The organism is Idiomarina abyssalis, from assembly GCF_900116625.1.
GTDB lineage: Bacteria > Pseudomonadota > Gammaproteobacteria > Enterobacterales > Alteromonadaceae > Idiomarina > Idiomarina abyssalis.
Map to the genome: position 1 here is coordinate 265,487 of NZ_FPBE01000003.1, position 15,832 is coordinate 281,318.

Annotated in this window: 16 protein-coding genes; 6 read left to right on the top strand and 10 right to left on the bottom strand. The window is 44.9% G+C overall.

All coding sequences use genetic code 11. The features are described 5' to 3' along the window. Positions 1-7: 7 nt before the first annotated feature. Complete coding sequence (locus BM359_RS08350) at positions 8-748, top strand: ferredoxin--NADP reductase (protein ID WP_054488590.1); 741 nt, start codon at positions 8-10, stop codon at positions 746-748. A 5-nt stretch (positions 749-753) separates the two neighbouring features. Here the strand turns inward: BM359_RS08350 and BM359_RS08355 are convergent, their stop codons facing one another. The 6 genes from BM359_RS08355 to BM359_RS08380 all read right to left on the bottom strand — a co-directional run bounded on the left by BM359_RS08355 (position 754) and on the right by BM359_RS08380 (position 5,199). Further along, positions 754-1,032, bottom strand: a complete 279-nt coding sequence (locus tag BM359_RS08355; RefSeq protein ID WP_054488589.1) for a type II toxin-antitoxin system RelE/ParE family toxin — start codon at positions 1,030-1,032, stop codon at positions 754-756. Positions 1,033-1,041: 9 nt separating this feature from the next. Next, the gene (locus tag BM359_RS08360; RefSeq protein ID WP_054488587.1) at positions 1,042-1,314 is read right to left on the bottom strand and encodes a type II toxin-antitoxin system RelB/DinJ family antitoxin; all 273 of its coding nucleotides are present in this window, start codon (positions 1,312-1,314) and stop codon (positions 1,042-1,044) included. Between the two features lie 110 nt (positions 1,315-1,424). Next, a complete protein-coding gene (locus BM359_RS08365; RefSeq protein ID WP_054488584.1) occupies positions 1,425-2,156 on the bottom strand; it encodes a DsbA family protein in 732 nt (243 codons plus the stop codon). 14 nt (positions 2,157-2,170) lie between these two features. Further along, a complete protein-coding gene (locus tag BM359_RS08370) occupies positions 2,171-2,695 on the bottom strand; it encodes a protein disulfide oxidoreductase (protein WP_054488582.1) in 525 nt (174 codons plus the stop codon). Then, positions 2,685-4,769, bottom strand: a complete 2,085-nt coding sequence (locus BM359_RS08375) for a protein-disulfide reductase DsbD family protein (RefSeq protein WP_054488580.1) — start codon at positions 4,767-4,769, stop codon at positions 2,685-2,687. Before BM359_RS08375 ends, BM359_RS08370 begins: the two co-directional genes overlap by 11 nt. A gap of 49 nt (positions 4,770-4,818) precedes the next feature. Further along, positions 4,819-5,199 (bottom strand): hypothetical protein, encoded by a 381-nt coding sequence (locus BM359_RS08380; RefSeq protein WP_054488578.1) that lies wholly within the window; start codon positions 5,197-5,199, stop codon positions 4,819-4,821. 180 nt (positions 5,200-5,379) lie between these two features. Here BM359_RS08380 and BM359_RS08385 point away from each other — a divergent pair, with 180 nt between their 5' ends. Further along, entirely contained in the window at positions 5,380-6,261 is an 882-nt protein-coding gene (locus BM359_RS08385; protein WP_074930825.1) for a YifB family Mg chelatase-like AAA ATPase, read from the top strand. Between the two features lie 341 nt (positions 6,262-6,602). Here the strand turns inward: BM359_RS08385 and BM359_RS08390 are convergent, their stop codons facing one another. After that, positions 6,603-7,595 (bottom strand): hypothetical protein, encoded by a 993-nt coding sequence (locus BM359_RS08390; protein ID WP_234972481.1) that lies wholly within the window; start codon positions 7,593-7,595, stop codon positions 6,603-6,605. A 425-nt stretch (positions 7,596-8,020) separates the two neighbouring features. Further along, complete coding sequence (locus BM359_RS08395; RefSeq protein ID WP_200795877.1) at positions 8,021-8,836, bottom strand: abortive infection family protein; 816 nt, start codon at positions 8,834-8,836, stop codon at positions 8,021-8,023. A 337-nt stretch (positions 8,837-9,173) separates the two neighbouring features. On the opposite strand from BM359_RS08395, the gene BM359_RS08400 reads away from it, so the two are divergent. From BM359_RS08400 to BM359_RS08420, 4 genes are all read left to right on the top strand, one after another. Beyond that, positions 9,174-9,584 carry a hypothetical protein gene (locus BM359_RS08400; RefSeq protein WP_054488574.1) on the top strand — a complete coding sequence of 137 codons (411 nt, stop codon included), beginning with the start codon at positions 9,174-9,176 and terminating at the stop codon, positions 9,582-9,584. Between the two features lie 756 nt (positions 9,585-10,340). Then, on the top strand, positions 10,341-10,718 hold the full coding sequence (locus BM359_RS08405) for a hypothetical protein (RefSeq protein ID WP_054488572.1): 378 nt from the start codon (positions 10,341-10,343) through the stop codon (positions 10,716-10,718). A 1,017-nt stretch (positions 10,719-11,735) separates the two neighbouring features. Beyond that, positions 11,736-12,146 (top strand): hypothetical protein, encoded by a 411-nt coding sequence (locus BM359_RS08415; RefSeq protein WP_054488568.1) that lies wholly within the window; start codon positions 11,736-11,738, stop codon positions 12,144-12,146. Positions 12,147-12,217: 71 nt separating this feature from the next. Beyond that, positions 12,218-13,234: a competence protein CoiA family protein gene (locus BM359_RS08420; RefSeq protein ID WP_054488566.1), complete on the top strand. Its 1,017-nt coding sequence runs from the start codon at positions 12,218-12,220 to the stop codon at positions 13,232-13,234. Positions 13,235-13,654: 420 nt separating this feature from the next. Here BM359_RS08420 and BM359_RS08425 read toward each other — a convergent pair whose 3' ends face one another. Then, complete coding sequence (locus BM359_RS08425; RefSeq protein WP_082332148.1) at positions 13,655-14,614, bottom strand: S8 family peptidase; 960 nt, start codon at positions 14,612-14,614, stop codon at positions 13,655-13,657. Between the two features lie 6 nt (positions 14,615-14,620). Continuing rightward, positions 14,621-15,768 (bottom strand): IS3 family transposase gene (locus tag BM359_RS08430; RefSeq protein WP_143441137.1). Its coding sequence is split into 2 segments (ribosomal slippage): positions 14,621-15,531 and positions 15,531-15,768, totalling 1,149 coding nucleotides; the frame shifts between segments, so codons are not numbered across the junction. Between the last annotated feature and the right edge of the window lie 64 nt (positions 15,769-15,832).

A 15,832-nucleotide genomic window follows, 5' to 3' on the forward strand; every position in this document is an offset into this window, starting at 1 on the left:
CAGACGTATGATCCAATGGATTAGTGGGAAAGTTGTCGAGAATTACCGTTGGAGTTCTGGCGTTTTCAGTTTAAGAGTTGTGGCCGAGCCGTTTGATTTTAAGGCAGGGCAGTTTGTCCGTTTAGGCCTGAATGTGGGTGGCGAGCAGCTATTGCGTGCCTACTCGCTGGCCAGTGCGCCGGGCGAAGCCATACTGGATTTTGTCATAGCCGAAGTGGAAGACGGCGAGGTTAGTACTAAGCTCGCTAAGTTGCAGCCTGGCGACAGTGTCGACATCACCCAGCCCGCCGGTGGCTTTTTTACACTGGACGAAGTGCCGGACGGCGATAGCTTGTGGATGCTTTCTACCGGAACCGGCATTGGCCCGTTCATTTCTATGCTAAGAACCGAAAAGCCGTGGGAAAGATTCAAACGCATTAACCTGGTGCATGGTGTTCGTGTGGCAGAAGACCTGGTTTATCAGGGGCAAATAGAGCAGTGGCAACAAGAGTATCCCGGGCAGTTGGGTTATCAACCTGTTATAACCCGTGAAAACATTCCGGGGGCTTTTTCTGCTCGCATTCCTGAACTGATTGGTTCAGGTCAATTAAGCGATGCACTCGGCACACCGCTAGATAGCCGCGCACAAGTCATGCTCTGTGGTAACCCCGACATGATAAAAGAGTCACGCGCCGCGCTGGCTGAGTTAGGGCTTGCTAAAAACACCCGCCGTAAGCCCGGTAATGTAACTTCTGAGAACTATTGGTAAGACGCCTACGTAAATGGAAACTGCTGCTTCTCATGCAGTACGCGCAAAACTCGTATGTTGGTTCCGTCAATATAGTAAGGGACAAGCATTGAAACATCGGGGAGGATTAAAAGCCTTCCCTTTATATTCTCGCGTTTAACGCCAATATAGGGCTGCTCAAGCAATGTTTCGACTTTGTTTTGTATCAGTGAATCGGTTTGTTCGGCCACTATGGGGTTAAAATTGTAAAGAAACTCGAAAATCCTTTCTCTGTCTTTCAGGGCATCCTCTTCCCAATAAATCATTTGCACGCCTTATTTACGAATTTGAGCCTTAAATTTTTCCATGCGGTTTTTTGCTTGTTCGTTATCCATGAACTCAGACTGGCCAGACTCCAACTTCTGGAATGCCTGGTTCACTTGTTCTGTAAGCCAGCTGTCCTGCGATAGCTGTTTTCGACGCTCCGATGCTAGCTGCTCGGCAAGTTGCCGACACGCGTCACTCAAAGTCCGACCTTCACTCTCAGCCTGCTGCTGCGCTAAGTGTTTTGTTTGTTCATCGATACGAAACTGAATTCTTGTTTCCATGATGGTTCTCTTTTAAATGTGTACTCACAAATGTTAGTACGAGCCGAAGCCTTTATCAAGTAATCCTTTAAAGAAGGGAGCTTGTAGCAAGCTCCCTATCTATTTCTCAGTTAATCTAGTTCAAACTGCTCGGTAGCTATGGTTTCCAGCTTGTCATAAGGAATATAACCAGGCGTTACCTGCTGACCAATGATGATGGTCGGTGTGCCGCGAAAGCCTAGTTCGCGAAATGCTGACATATTTTTGCGAATAACCGCTTCGCTTTCGCTGGACGGTGACAAAAAGGCCTCGGTACCCGTGACTTGCGCAACGCTTTGCAGTGAGTCAGCGGTATGCATGCCCGACTTTTTCATCATTAGGTTATGAGATTCAAAGAACGCCTTAGGGTCATTGCGCCACAGGTTCAGTCCATAAAGTGCGGAATTGGTTTTGAGCCCATCAACCTGCTGTTGGCGTAAAGGCACGAAAATGTTCACGACCTGAATAGACGGGTATTCCTCAATCAGTTTATGAAGGCCAGGCTCTAACTTCTTGCAAAACGGGCAGTTGTAGTCGGTAAATACAACGATTTTATGCGGCGCATCTTTGTCACCTAAAATTGGATGTGCCGCCGACTGATACAGCCACCCCTGATGGTTAGCGAAGGCGTTTTTTTGCTCACTTTGCTGTTCTAAAAAGCGTTGCAAGCCTCGGTGAATGTTTGAAATTAGCTGCGGGTTTTCACGCAATAGCTGTTCGACTTTTTCCAAGTCTTCTTCTTGTTGCGGGTTTAAATCTTGCGCAAATACGTTGCTACTAAAGATAAAAGCAACGATGAAAAACGTTTTATAGATAAAATTCATACTACTTTCCTACTTCAAAAAAACTGGTGAAACCAAAGGCGAATAAACAAACCCGGAGGCGTTGTGACCCCCGTTGTCGCTGAAACAATGTCACCGTTTTCAATAATGATGATGGTTGGCGTGGCAGATACCTGCCAGCCGTTTGATACGCGGTTGAGGTTGTCGTTAACAATAGGAAACTCATACCCTTTCGCCTGCGCGTAGCGCGTCAGTTTGTCGTTGTCGCCAGAGCGCAATGCCACGCTAATGGTCGGGTAGTGGCTACCAACGTAATCAACCGTAGGCGAGACCGCCGGGCAAACAGGACACCAGGTTGCCCAAAAATACAGTACAACGGGGCTGTCCTTGCTCATTTCGCGTAAGTTATATTGCTCGCCGTTTATGTCTGTTAATGACGACAGCTCGGCCGGCACAGACTCCGGCACGTCACTATTACGAAAGGCGTCGACCACGAACGCCACTACCGAGAACAGCACAATATAAAGCGCTGCGGTTCGTAGCCGTTTTGCCCAGGACGTTTTTGCTTTGCTATTGCTCACGAGCATCCTCCAGCGCGGCCATGACTTTGTCTTTACTGAGCACTACGGGCAGGGTTATGCCGTCCGGAGCGCCGGGCCCATAAACTTTGTTAAAGGGCACACCAAAGGTGTTGTTGGCTTTCAGGTATTGGGTAATGCTCTCGTTGGCTTTGGTCCAGTCGCCACGCAGGCGGGTGACGTGCTCCTTACCTAAGGCTGCAAATACCGGGTCTTGCAGTAACACGCCTACTTTGTTGGCCTGGCAGGTGATACACCAGTCTGCGGTCACATCCACAAACACGGTTTGGCCATTGGCCACGGCTTCATCAATACGCTCTTGTGTTAACGGTTGCCACTGGTGGTCCTGCGGCAGTTTGTTGACCCAACGGTCAGCGGTAAGAATTAACGTTGTACCGACAACGGCAGCGAATACTAAAAAGCCGCCAATAGATAAAGACAGCGTCTTGCGGCCATGCACTTTACCGATAATAATGAATGTCAGAATCGACAAACCGACCGTTAGCGCCAGGAATAACTCGTTGCTGATAAAGTTTTTCAGCAAGGTTGTCAGCCAGACAGAGGTTGCCAGCATCATAATGGCGAAAACGGGTTTCACCCATTGCGTCCAGCGGCCGGGTTTTGGCAGTAACTTGGCAGCTTTCGGAAACACGGCTATGAGTAACCAGGGCAGCGCCATGCCAACGCCAAGCGCGGCAAAAATCAGCAGAATAACCGATGATTCAGCAGCTAATGCAAAGGCTACCGCAGTACCTAAAAAGGGTGCAGTACAAGGTGTTGCCAAAACCGTGGCCAGCATGCCTTGCAGGAAGTGCCCTTTGTAGCTGTCATCGCCGGCGGTTGCGGCACTGGTACTCAAAGAAGACGGCAATTTAAACTCAAAGGCGCCCATTAAGTTCAATGCGAATAGCCAGGTAATAGCAACCAGTACGGCAATGAAATAAGGGTTTTGAAACTGAATTCCCCAGCCGACAGAACCGCCTGACCAGCGAAGAACCATCAGCCCCAGGGCAATGATCAGAAACGAGCTGATAATACCCAGTGATGACGCAAAAAACTGCTTACGCACCACCTTCGGCTGTTGTGCACCAGACAACATAAGGCTTTGAACTTTCAGGCCTAATACCGGCAACACGCAGGGCATAATGTTCAAAATAAGCCCGCCAGCTAACGCCATCAATAAAATGGCCCAGAGCGGAGGTGTGTTATTAGCAATAGTGCCTGCGGTTAGCTCGGTCTTATATTCAGCGGCAAACTTTTCATCACTGACCGTAGTGATGAGTTCAGCGCCACTAAGGTCCGGCAGCTCCAGCCAGTGGCTAACCTCAATATTCGCCGTGAGCGTATTTCCTTCCACCTGAATATTCGGTGATGAAAACTCTGAATCGGCCAGAGCTTCGTCGTTGCTGTGTATAAACAGTTGAGGATCTTGCCAGCCGTTGTCACGCTCTATGGTCAGTTGAACGCGCTGGTTGGCGTCGGACCAAATAGCCTGCTTCACGTTATTGCTGTCGTATTCACGAGGCACCTTGCCCATGGCCTGATTAAAGGCAAAGGCACGATCACTGTCGACGGTCAGGGTGTCCAGGTCAACGTGCAAGTTAATTGGGTACTCTGTTAACACACAAACGGTGGTACAGGACGACATAGTCAGCGTACCGCTAATGCGTGCCTGCCGGGCATTTGGGCTTAGCTGTATCATTAACGGAAAGGTCAACGACCCCTGATACCCCACGGTATCAATGCCCTGAATGCTGTAGCGTGAGGGGACGGGCCAGTGCCATTCAATATCGTTAATATTGGATGACTCGGACCAGTCAAAGGTTGGCGGTATGCCGCCTTCGCCGGGTGAACGCCAGTAGGTTTTCCAGCCTTCATCCAGCTCAACATGCAACAGAGCAGGTAGTAGATTCCGCTCAGCCTCATAATGACCGGTAAGTTCCAGCTTTACCGACACCGGCGGGTGGTCTTCATGACTGAGCCAGCCAGTAGACGGTGTTTCCGCTAAGCTTTGTGCGCTATAAAGCAGCAGCGTAGCAATAAGCGATACGAGCCATAACGGTAAAATTTTATTCATACATTACTCCTGAAGTTAGTATTCCAACGATGAGAATCCGTTGGAAGCGCTACTCCAGAAAGCAACAAAATACGGCGTGGGGTCGCCTTTTACAGGAAAAAAGAAAAAGTGTTGGGGCTACGTGCTCTTGAGCTGTAGCTTTCAACGCCAAAGTTAAAAGAATAAAGAAAGACAGCGCCGCGTAGGTTATGTCGGACTGAAATTGTTGTAATAAATGCGCCGTTTTGTCGCAGTCGGCTTTGGCGCTTTCGTGTTTTGCTCCCAGGTCCGCATGGCTTCCTGCGAGCTGCTCAGCCGCTGGCGCGCCCTGATGCTTAGGACAGCCTTCCAGCCAACCAAAGTTTTGCCCCCAACACAGCATAAAAACCAGTAATAGCAATGGTGCTATATACCGACCTTTTCGACACTGTTGGTTCAGTTGGTGGAACATGCTTTTTACTGACCTTTGGTTATTCGGTTTGTTCTTAATTAGGGCAAGATGATGACAGAAGTGGGTATAAAAGCAAGTGAGAGAAGGAATGATATCGGTCATTGCTTGAAGTGTTTAGCTTACAGACAAGGACTTACCCGCTGCTTATAGTTAGGTCGTTGTTCAGTCATGGAGAGACAGATGGCGTTAGCGCGAGTGTACACCCGGGCACTGATAGGTATTCATGCGCCGGAAATTCGGGTTGAAGTGGATCTGGCGAGGGGAATGCCAGGATTCACTATGGTCGGCATGCCGGCAACTACGGTTAAGGAGGCTCGCGACCGGGTCAAAACCGCCTTAATGAACGCAGGGTTTGAGTACCCTCCGGCCACACGTATTACGGTGAATTTGGCTCCGGCCGATATCCCCAAAACCGGTGCCCGGTATGACTTAGCTATAGCCGTGGGTATATTGGCTGCGTCAGGACAAATACCGGATACTCTTCTGGAGCAGGCGGAGTTTTACGGGGAGTTAGCCTTGACGGGGGAACTGCGAGCTGTGAATGGACTCATTCCCGCACTGTTAGCTTGCCGTAAGAAAAAACGACAGGCCTTTGTGCCTATAGCTAACGAGCAGGAGGCGGGGTTAGTACGCGAACAAAAAAGCTGGTTAGCGGCGGACTTGGTCAGTGTGTATGAGCACCTACATGAGCATGAACCGCTCAGAGAATCCAAACCAATAGACTGGACTCAGCAGAGTGCGATTGATGAAGGTGACTTAGCTGACGTCGTGGGGCAGGAGCAGGCAAAACGAGCTTTGCTGTTGTCAGCGGCGGGTAAACATCACTTGTTGTTCGTCGGGCCACCGGGAACGGGCAAAACTATGTTGGCGCAGAGGCTTAATGGCATATTACCGCCACTGACCGAGCAGGAAGCTATGGAAATTGCAGCGGTTAAGTCAGTGTCTTTTGACTATCATCATGCGGAATCTTTGACCCGACGAGAGCTGCGGAGCCCACACCATACCTGCACTTCGGCGGCATTGGTCGGTGGGGGAACTGTCAATTCGCATAATAAATTCTAAATTCGCACAATAGGCGCTACTGATAATTTACGAACGACGACTAACTGAGAGCCTAGCGTTATGGCGCTATAGGTTGTTTAAAAAGAGCTGTTAGCTTATCTTCTATTCCGATCTTAACGTTTGGCGGGGCATCAGAGCTATTTACTAGAAAATTTTGTATTTGTTTGAAGAAGCTTGGTTGCGGGCCTGCGTTTTTCTGTTGATTAATAAAGTTCTTACTAAATGGCCTCTTGGAGGCCAGATTTTGACTTCCGGAGTGTGCCAATTGCAGACGTTAACAGCTTGACTACCAGTGAATTATCAGCTCAGCAACCTGTTAATCTGCAGCGATTTGGCAGATATTATTTTGCTGCTTCTCTATCATGTATCAAGTATTTGTAATAAAAGAGACTTTTTATCACATGATGGAGACCATGCATCTCACGAAAAGCGACAAGCAGCAGGCGCATGAACTCGAGGAATGTCATGGCTTTATCCGTGCCTAGCTCAAGGCGTCCGCCGCCTGGGGTATAGGTGATAACCTGATCCACTCCGCTGTAGTTCACGTTATTGTGGGCAATCGCATTTCGCATATCTAGGTTGTAGGCGTCCATATCTATTTTAAACCAGCAGTCGTCAAGATACTTAAACTTTTCTGATAGAGCCTTTTCGGAGTATTTCTTCAGTCCGCGTAGCGTGCCTCCATCAATTGCTTTAAAGCTATTTGCATCGCCTCTATGCAGGAGATTGTTTATGCCGGCTACAAGCAAAAGTTGTCGGCTTAGTATTTCAACCACATCTTTGTACAAGTCTTTAATACTCAAAAAGTCCTGCGCAGATACACGGGTTGCTGCCTTTTCAGCTTCGGTGTTGCCAATAAGGTCAAGAAATAGTGCGGGCCTTATTGGCAGTTCAGCGTCAAAAATCCTAGGGTAAATTTTTAGACAGTCACGCTGGAGCGCGCTCAGAAATTTTGATGAGTCGAGATCGTTTATGAATTCTCTCAATTTTTCTCGATTAATGGCCTGTATCAGCTTTGGCATCCCCTCTGATATCTCTTCGTTGTGAGCAAATACAGTAAATGGGAAAAATGCCTTTGCAATAACACAATAGAGCGTTGCATTGACGTCTTGAGGAAGCAGGGATTTTTCTACTGGCCTTTCTAGAAAGGCGGCCGCTCGTTTTTGAAACAGCTGCTTATTCTTTCCATGGTAAAGATTGATTAACCTTTTTATTTCACCTGCTTTCTCAGTCATTTCGTTGAGCGCATTGAGGTGAAAACTATGAAATTGCAGCATTTCATGTGCTTTTTCTTGATCTCCACCTGTAGCTACTTTCAAGTCATCCATTGCCATGAAAAACGGCGTTTTCCCCATCTCGTACTTGCCTGAACGTACTGGAAAATCGAGATGTAAGTCCAAAAACGGATTAACTCTCTCGAACGGCCCAGAGGGTTGGGTCTCGGAGGGCCTACAACCATCAAATTGAAATTCGGAACGTGGCGCATGTGAGATATCGAGAGTAATTCCAAGCTGAGAATCGCAATGCGGGCACGAAAGAATCAAAGGCTGTATACGCCTGTTCGAGTACCCGATGCGACAGTCAATTTCCTGTTCACAAGTCTCGCATTTAATCGCCATACAGGTATTCATTATTACACACTCCTAAATTTCATAACGTCTACTGTCCCGTGCAAGTCTGGCAGACTTGTGAACGTTATCGGTGGCGATTCAAAGACCCTTGACCTTTCCCTGAATAACGGGGGAGAACCTTTTGTTTCTCATACTTTGGTATTGGCATGAGTTGAGATTAGGAAAAGTGCCATTGAGCCTGCAAGGTTAACAGCTAGCTCCGCATGTCTGGCCTGAGGTTTAACAGGTAGCTTTCCTTTCCCATGCGCATCTCCTAGTTTATTTCTCAAAGTTCCCAACCCGTTTACAATACCTGAGCAGCCACCAAGAATTTGTTTAAAAATCTGCTCATTATGTTGGTCTGGTGAAAGGTTGAGCTCTTTTGCGGTTAGTTTATAAAGTTCTGATAATTCAATATTGTTGAAATTGTACTGAGTGCCTTTATCATCAAGTATGTGTTTACATACACTTTCAAGGATTGTCCTTGATATTGTTATTGCACCTTCCGGATCTGAAAGCTTTCGCTCAAGTGCTTTAGACCAAGCAAAATGGATACTATCTGAATCGAAATCACTTAACACTTCATCGATAGTTTTCTGGGCAGGATGTGATAGTCCACTTTCTAAAAACTCTAAAATAGGGTTAGTCTCAGTCCAAATGAAGCGTCTACGCTCTTCATAAGTAGAAAATTTGGACTTTATAAATTGCCAGAACTGATCAAGATTTCTTTTTGTTTTTATCCATCTTGGTAGCATTTCTGATATTACAGTTGAATTAAGCAACTCGTGACGAATAAGTTGATAATGTCCGTCGTCAGCTTCACCGCCTGTAGCCCTGGCTATCAATAGGCTTTGGAAGTACTCGGCTCTTTCGAATTGACTGTCAAGATGTTCAAGTCCCTGCAATTTCAAAATTCCTATGAAAATAAAAATCTTGGCTTTTCGACCAGTGGATTTTTCTTGCAATATTTAACTAACATTAAACAACTTAAATACATAGCACAATAATAAAGCGCACAACATTGTACGGATTAGAGTACTGTTCCTGATTAGCATTATTAATAGTGTAGGTTGCTACAGCGTTAAGCTGAATGTCCGGTTCTCGCTCGCAGCGGACTGACAGTGATATACGAAACGCGGACACACATTTTTTGGCCGAAAATGGGGGCTACTAATGATAGACCTTACCAAGGGTATAAATTAAAGGTAGCGTATAAAAAGCAAATATTTCTTCTGCCCATGCTACTTTTAGGTGGCAAGCAATTAGTTGAAAAGTATTTTCCTCAGATTTAGAGGGCTTTGTATGGATACTGACATAAATCAAGCAAGCGAACTGTATAGTGCTTTTGAATTGAACCGTGGGCGTCTTCAATTAACTCAGGAAAAGACGGCTAAAGCTGCAAAAATAGTAATAAATATCCTTGAGTTCTGGGAGCTGAAAAACAGTCCTGTGTACTCTCTTTTCAAAGGAGAGTTGTCTAAATATGAGCTGAATTCCGAATATGAATTTTCCGATGAATTTGTTTTTGCCGCATCGCTTATACTTGGTATCTATGCTGACTTGCGTAAGTTATTCTTGCAGAATACGCATCATCTTGAGTGGATGAATTCGGCACATAAGCATCTTGAAGATGACCAACCAAGTAAACTAATAGCTAGCGGAAACGTGAAACATATCGAAAAAGTTAGAAATTTTATAAGGTCCTCCTTGTGAGCTAAGGCCTTATTTAGATATGGAGTCTCTCACCCGCATAGACTGTTAGAGGTGTTTAGCATTTGACCTCACGCCTGCTTGTAGTGGCATGAAGTTTTCAATGTGCTTGGCGGAGGCCAAATATCCCAAATAGGGTGGTATCTATAAGAGGCCTGTAAGCAAGCCATAAGGGTGTTGAAGTAAGGCTAATTTGACGGCTAGTAAGTAACCTCTACGATGGTAACTCTGAAAATTTGTGCCAATTCGAATAATAAATTTATAATTCGCAAAATAGTTGCTACTGATATTTGGCAAATGATGATGAACTTAGCATCTAAAGCGAACTTGTGCTTATTAAGAAGCTGCCTAAAGCTTAGCTATTTGGAACGGATTGAGACAGCAGTGAGTGAATAAGGAATGGGTACTGAACGCTAGACCCCATTCGCTTTCAAAAAATCAGTCATCCAACTCATTAAGTTCATCGGTTTTACTAGATAGTGTATTTGCTTGGTCAAATGCGTCATCGCGCAACTCACTCAATGTCTGAATGCTATGACTTACGCGCACTGTTCTTCTGTTCTCTCAGTATCTTCGGATGACCATTTATTGTCTGTCTGAAATCGTTTTTGGTATATTGCAGCTGTTAAAAGCGTCTAGCAAAGTTGGGAAGCTTAAAATGGCTGAGTCACGCAATAACAACTTAAAAGAAAAGGTTACTTCATCTAAGTCTTCTAGTATTTAGTAAAATTTGGAGCTTTCGGCTTAAGGAATTTGATAGTGAATAAAGTAATACTTGTCCCCGCGTTTTTTGTTCCAACAGGTAAAGAAAAAACCGTAAGAATTCCTACTGGAGAAAAAACGGTGGGCTTTTGGGGAGGAGAAAAAGATGTAGTCAGAAAAGAAAAGCAATGGGTTCAAACTGGCTTCTCCAATTGCGTCGTTGATAGTGAAAGACTAAGTGACGATCTGAGTATCGCAGTTGAAAAACTAAACCAAGATGGATTTGAGGTTGTAAGTGTTACCCCTGTAACTTGTGGAAATTATGATTGGGATTTTCATGCAGGAGGTGTGGGTGAAAGTTCGTATGGATACGGATATGGGTATGGGTACAGTTATACTAGTAGTTTAATTATTACGGCTAAAAAGATTAGTTGACTAGGCGCTTGAGGCTGGATAAAAGAGCTTGGTTTATGCTTGCTTCTCGCTAAGTTTATCTGAACCTTATATTTCATCGATCACGATGCTTGTAGTGAAATGAAGTCTTCAATGTGTGTCGCGAAGCTCAATACCTCAAATTGGATGCTATTTATAAGGGGCTTGCAAGCTGTATGAGTGCTGAAGTAAGATTGACTTGCTGGTTAGTAGGTAACTCCTACGATGGTAATTCTGGAGGTGTTTATGTATTCAAACCAAACTCGTAAAATCTCTGAAAGGAAAGCTGCTGGTTTGCACATGCTTCACACCGCTATTGTTAAAGCTAAGCAAGAAGGCAGAATCCGCACAAAAACTCGTGCCTCATTGAAATAATGCTCTATCAGTTTCGCGTAAAGCCAACACAATGTCGGTTTTTGCATCTGACGTAAATTCACAAGTCTATTACCTCAGTAACGAAAGCCATCGGCTGCGCAACCTTTTGTAAGTGTACAGAGAGCCATAGACTGTTCCTGGGCGTTCCTCGCACCGAGTGGATTTATTAAAAGTGTCTTAAGCGCCTTGAGCGTTAGGTGCTTGCATGCTCTTTACCTTATTTACTAACTCTTTGAAGCACCTTTCACACAAGTCAAAATGGAATGAGTCACCGTCCTCAGTGAGGTGGAGTGTCGTCCTAGCCTTCCAGTTCAACTTTCTAGTCACGGATATACTCGTCACCAAATCCATCCTCATAAATGGCACTTGGCATACTATCGTCGTCATCGATTGAATACCAGTGACGTTTGTCACGATGACCCTCCAATAAACGACGTTAGGAACCCCTTTATGAGCGCAGATAAAAACTAGCGGATTTTATTTGCTAACTGAAACTCCTTACTCTGGTGAAGTTGATACAGTTTGGCGATACTAAATTACTTAGTTACAAGCATTACATCGATGGAATTTATGAAGAGTCTATTCAACTCATACTATTTTGATCTGTATAGTGGTTGGCTAGATACCTTCTTATAGGGGAGAGTAATGAGTACTGACTTAAATAGCACAAGCGAGCTTTACCAGACTTTCGAATTGAACCGCGAGAGTTTGCAGTTAACTCGTGACAAAACAGCTAAGGCATCTAAAGTAGCAACAAATATTCTTGAGTTCTGGGAGCTTAAGGGCAGTCCCATATACTCCCTTTTCGAAGCTGAGCTGTTTAAGTATGAGCAGGATTCCGAATATGAGTTTTCTGACGAATTTGTTTTCGTTACATCGCTTGTACTTGGTATCTACGCGGATCTGCGTAAGTTAATTCTACAGGATCTGCATCATCTCGAATGGCTGAACACGCCACGCAAGCATCTTGATGGCGAGCCTCCCAAAGCTCTAATAGCAAGTGGACAGGTGAAAAGCATCGAATCGCTTAGGATTTTTCTAAAATCATGTATTTAGAGGAAAAACAAATACAGCATGTTGAGTACTGATGCCTGTGATTTTATTCATTTAGTGTTAAGGAGAACAACGTGCAAACCTCCCCCTCCACCATAAAGCTTACGTTCGCGGTAGATGAGGATGGAAAGTTTATTGGGATTTCTGAAGCAGAAAGAGCAGGTAAGTATTTCTGCATAACTTGCAGTGAAAATCTTATAGTCAGAAAAGGGCCTATTCGTGGCCATCACTTTTCTCATAAGGGAGGTTCGGGCTGCTCTTTTGAGTCTATGCTTCACCAGCTGGCAAAAAACATTATTTACAATGCTCAAGGTATCGTTATGCCAAACTCAAGCGTACACCATAGAATAGTGAAAGCTGAGTTAGAATCATCACCATGTCCCAGCATAATTTCTGATGTCGTTCTTGAAACAGAAAAAGAAAGGGTAGCAGTCGAGATAAAGGTACGTAATAAAAAATCAGAAGACGATATAAGAAAGTTTAAACAGCATAACATTTCGGTAATGGAATTAGATTTATCGACGGATCAGTTGCCAGTTTCAATGTCTGCTTTAAGAGATTGGGTTCTGTCTAATGCAAAGCGATACTGGCTAAATAGAAGAATTAATTTCTCTGAAAGTGTTGGCACTGTTATTGGAAAGCCCTCCACCCACGAGACTAATAAGAAGCAAGAGCGACAGGAGCTCTTTAGTAAAAAAGATATATTACCGGATTTTGAAAGGTTGTTTGAGGAAAAACCGTACCAAGTAGCTGTCTTGCCGATAGAAACTTTTTCGGCCAGGTTTCCTAACATGAAAATGTCATTCGAGCCAAATGTGACGAGTTTAAAAAAGCTAAAAACTACTCAGTTCGGTTGGGAGGGGGCTGTTTCTATCAGAAACGAGAAGGGCGGCTCGACCTGCGAATACCGTTTCTTTTACTGTAAACAAAAAAGTCTATTTAATGAGTCAGGTGTTAAAGGGGTTTACGCAATAGTGGATGAACAGAGGGCTTGGCGAGACAACTATTATTTGATTCAGTTTAAGAACACAATGAAGTGGGTAAAAAAATTAAGGTACGAAAGCCGTGAATATCAAGCTTACGATTGGTGACTAATCGGTATCCATCAGATATTTTAGTTCTCTGGACTTTTAAGCTTTCACCAGATAGTCAGAAAGTTTGAAGCTTTTGCCTGGCAGATCAGTGACGATTACAGACTGTAATAAATTACATGTATATTAGCCTTCCTGCCCTTTAATGATCTAGAAAAGTATGGGAAGCCCACTGATTCTCAAGAAAATCTGGAGGTATTAGTCTGCAGCCAAGTGTCGATGATGCAGAGGTGTTCCAGTGATCTGAACCGTGTTCTTATACTTTAAGTATCCTGGTCCTTGCTTTGATAGTGAAGTACTCAGTTTTCAAAGCCTTAGTAGAGCAACTAAATAAAAGACCCGAAATTTATCGGGTCTTTTATCAAACAATCTTTTACTGCGGCCAAAATATTTGGCTAATTACTACGACTAAGCTAGAAACTAATAGCATGCAGAATGGTATTTAGAGTATTCAGCTGGAGTCAACATACTACATTCCTCGCCGTTACATGCTCTAACTCTAACATACCTATCCTGGTTGAAATTCACAAGGCGGCTTATACCTGTGGTTTCATAACGTTTTGATGGGTAGTTCCAATCGCTATCAGGCGAAGCCCATATTTCATAGTGACTAACGTTACCTGAAGACGCCGACCAAGATGCATTCTTTTTCCCATAACAGTACATATCTTGTAAATTAAAGTTTTGAGGTACTGAAGGCGCATTTGCATTATGCACTCTAGAGTACAATAAGCGATTTGGGGAACCTGAGCCAGGACCATTTACTTTATTAAGGCTAGCGTTATCGACTATTCCCTTACGGACGTCAGCTGGCGTAGCGGTTGGGTTTTTTTCTAAATAGTTTGCCACAGCACCAGCAACATGAGGGGCTGCCATAGAGGTGCCGTATTTTCTCGCAGACGCAGTGTTGCTTGAATTGGTGGCTGAAAGGATATTACTGCCCGGAGCAAATAAATCTAAGCAGGTGCCGTAGTTACTATAGGAAGCTCTGTCGTCATCCTTTTCGGTAGCGCCCACTGTGAGCGCATCTGGTGCACTAGCCGGACTTTGATTACAAGCATCAGTGTTGTCGTTCCCCGCACTAACGACAACTGTAATACCAGAATTTACTACATCCTGAATGGCAGCGTTTTGTGCAGAGCTAAAATCTCCTCCAAGTGACATATTAACAACAGCCGGCTTCACGTGGTTAGCTTTAATCCAGTCAAGACCAGCTATTGAATCAGATTTTAATCCTCCGTCACAGCCTAAAGTTTGAATATCATGTAGAGTTACGTTAGGAGCAACTCCGTAACTAGAGCCTCCCAAAGTTCCAGCTACATGCGTTCCATGGTCACTACAGGCGCTAGCATCTCCTGAATAGTTTACTGGACTTCCCAGCTTTTACTAGACAGTCTGTAGATTCTCAAAGTACGCCTTTTCAAAGTTAGCAGGTGATACCCCGCCTGTATGAGAATGACGCTTTTTGGGATTGTAAAACATCTCGATAAAATTAAATATCTCAGTCTTCGCTTCGTTCCTGCTCGGGTAAATCTTCTTCCGGATGACCCGCTTTTTAAATGTGGCAAAAAAGCTTTCAGCAACAGCGTTGTCGTGGCAGTTCCCACGTCGGCTCATCGATGGTATTAGGTTGTGCTCTTTCATGAATGTCAGGTAATCAGAGCTGCCATATTGGCTGCCCTGATCGCTGTGTACCAGAACTTTCTCTTTCGGGCGTCGCTGATAAACCGCCATCAGTAATGCTTTGATAACCAGGTGTTTATCCATATTTTTGTCCATTGACCAGCCGACAACGCGTCTGGAGAACAAGTCGATAACCGTTGCCACGTAAAGGAAGCCCTCGTAAGTGCGCACGTAGGTAATGTCGCTTACCCACGAAGTATTCGGCGCTTTCGGGTTAAACTGCCGTTCTAAGACATTGTCTGCCACCCGGCCAGGCTTACCGCCTTTGATATGCCGGCGCTTATAGCCGATTTGAGCTCTGAGTTTATTGAGACGCATGATCTTAGCAACACGATGGACACTGCATTTTTCACCAGCTTCACGTAAGTCTTTGTGGATCCAGGGGCTGCCGTAAGTGCCGCCACTGGCAATGAAGAACGCTTTGATGCGTTTTAAAAGTCTCGCGTCTTCTATGGCTCGATTGCTTAAAGGCTTCTTTAGCCAGGCATAGAAACCACTGCGGTTCAGTTTCAACACCCGGCACATGGCTGAAACAGAGAACTGATTTTGATGATCACGGATAAAGGCGTACTTTACTCGGACTCGCCTGCAAAGTACTTTGCGGCCTTTTTTAATATATCCCGTTCCTCCTTAACGCGTTTTAGCTCGGCCTCAAGCTTTGCTATGCGCAGTTGTTCATCGGAGGATTTATTGATTTTATTGTCCTGACCGTATTTAGCACGCCAGTCGTAAAGTGACTTGACGGAAATGCCCAGACGATCAGCGACGTCATAAACAGAGTGACCGCGCTCGGTGACCTGCTTGACGGCTTCAATCTTGAATTCTTCGGTATACCGTTTGCCTTTGCTCATAAACACCTCTAGTTTAAGTTACATTGTAACTGTTAAAAGTGTCTAGCAAAGTCTGGGAAGTCCA

Coding starts and splice junctions, on each gene's coding strand:
- BM359_RS08350 (WP_054488590.1), top strand. CDS start 8: ATGATCCAATGGATTAGTGGGAAAGTTGTCGAGAATTACCGTTGGAGT.
- BM359_RS08355 (WP_054488589.1), bottom strand. CDS start 1,032: ATGATTTATTGGGAAGAGGATGCCCTGAAAGACAGAGAAAGGATTTTC.
- BM359_RS08360 (WP_054488587.1), bottom strand. CDS start 1,314: ATGGAAACAAGAATTCAGTTTCGTATCGATGAACAAACAAAACACTTA.
- BM359_RS08365 (WP_054488584.1), bottom strand. CDS start 2,156: ATGAATTTTATCTATAAAACGTTTTTCATCGTTGCTTTTATCTTTAGT.
- BM359_RS08375 (WP_054488580.1), bottom strand. CDS start 4,769: ATGAATAAAATTTTACCGTTATGGCTCGTATCGCTTATTGCTACGCTG.
- BM359_RS08380 (WP_054488578.1), bottom strand. CDS start 5,199: ATGTTCCACCAACTGAACCAACAGTGTCGAAAAGGTCGGTATATAGCA.
- BM359_RS08385 (WP_074930825.1), top strand. CDS start 5,380: ATGGCGTTAGCGCGAGTGTACACCCGGGCACTGATAGGTATTCATGCG.
- BM359_RS08390 (WP_234972481.1), bottom strand. CDS start 7,595: ATGGCAATGGATGACTTGAAAGTAGCTACAGGTGGAGATCAAGAAAAA.
- BM359_RS08400 (WP_054488574.1), top strand. CDS start 9,174: ATGGATACTGACATAAATCAAGCAAGCGAACTGTATAGTGCTTTTGAA.
- BM359_RS08415 (WP_054488568.1), top strand. CDS start 11,736: ATGAGTACTGACTTAAATAGCACAAGCGAGCTTTACCAGACTTTCGAA.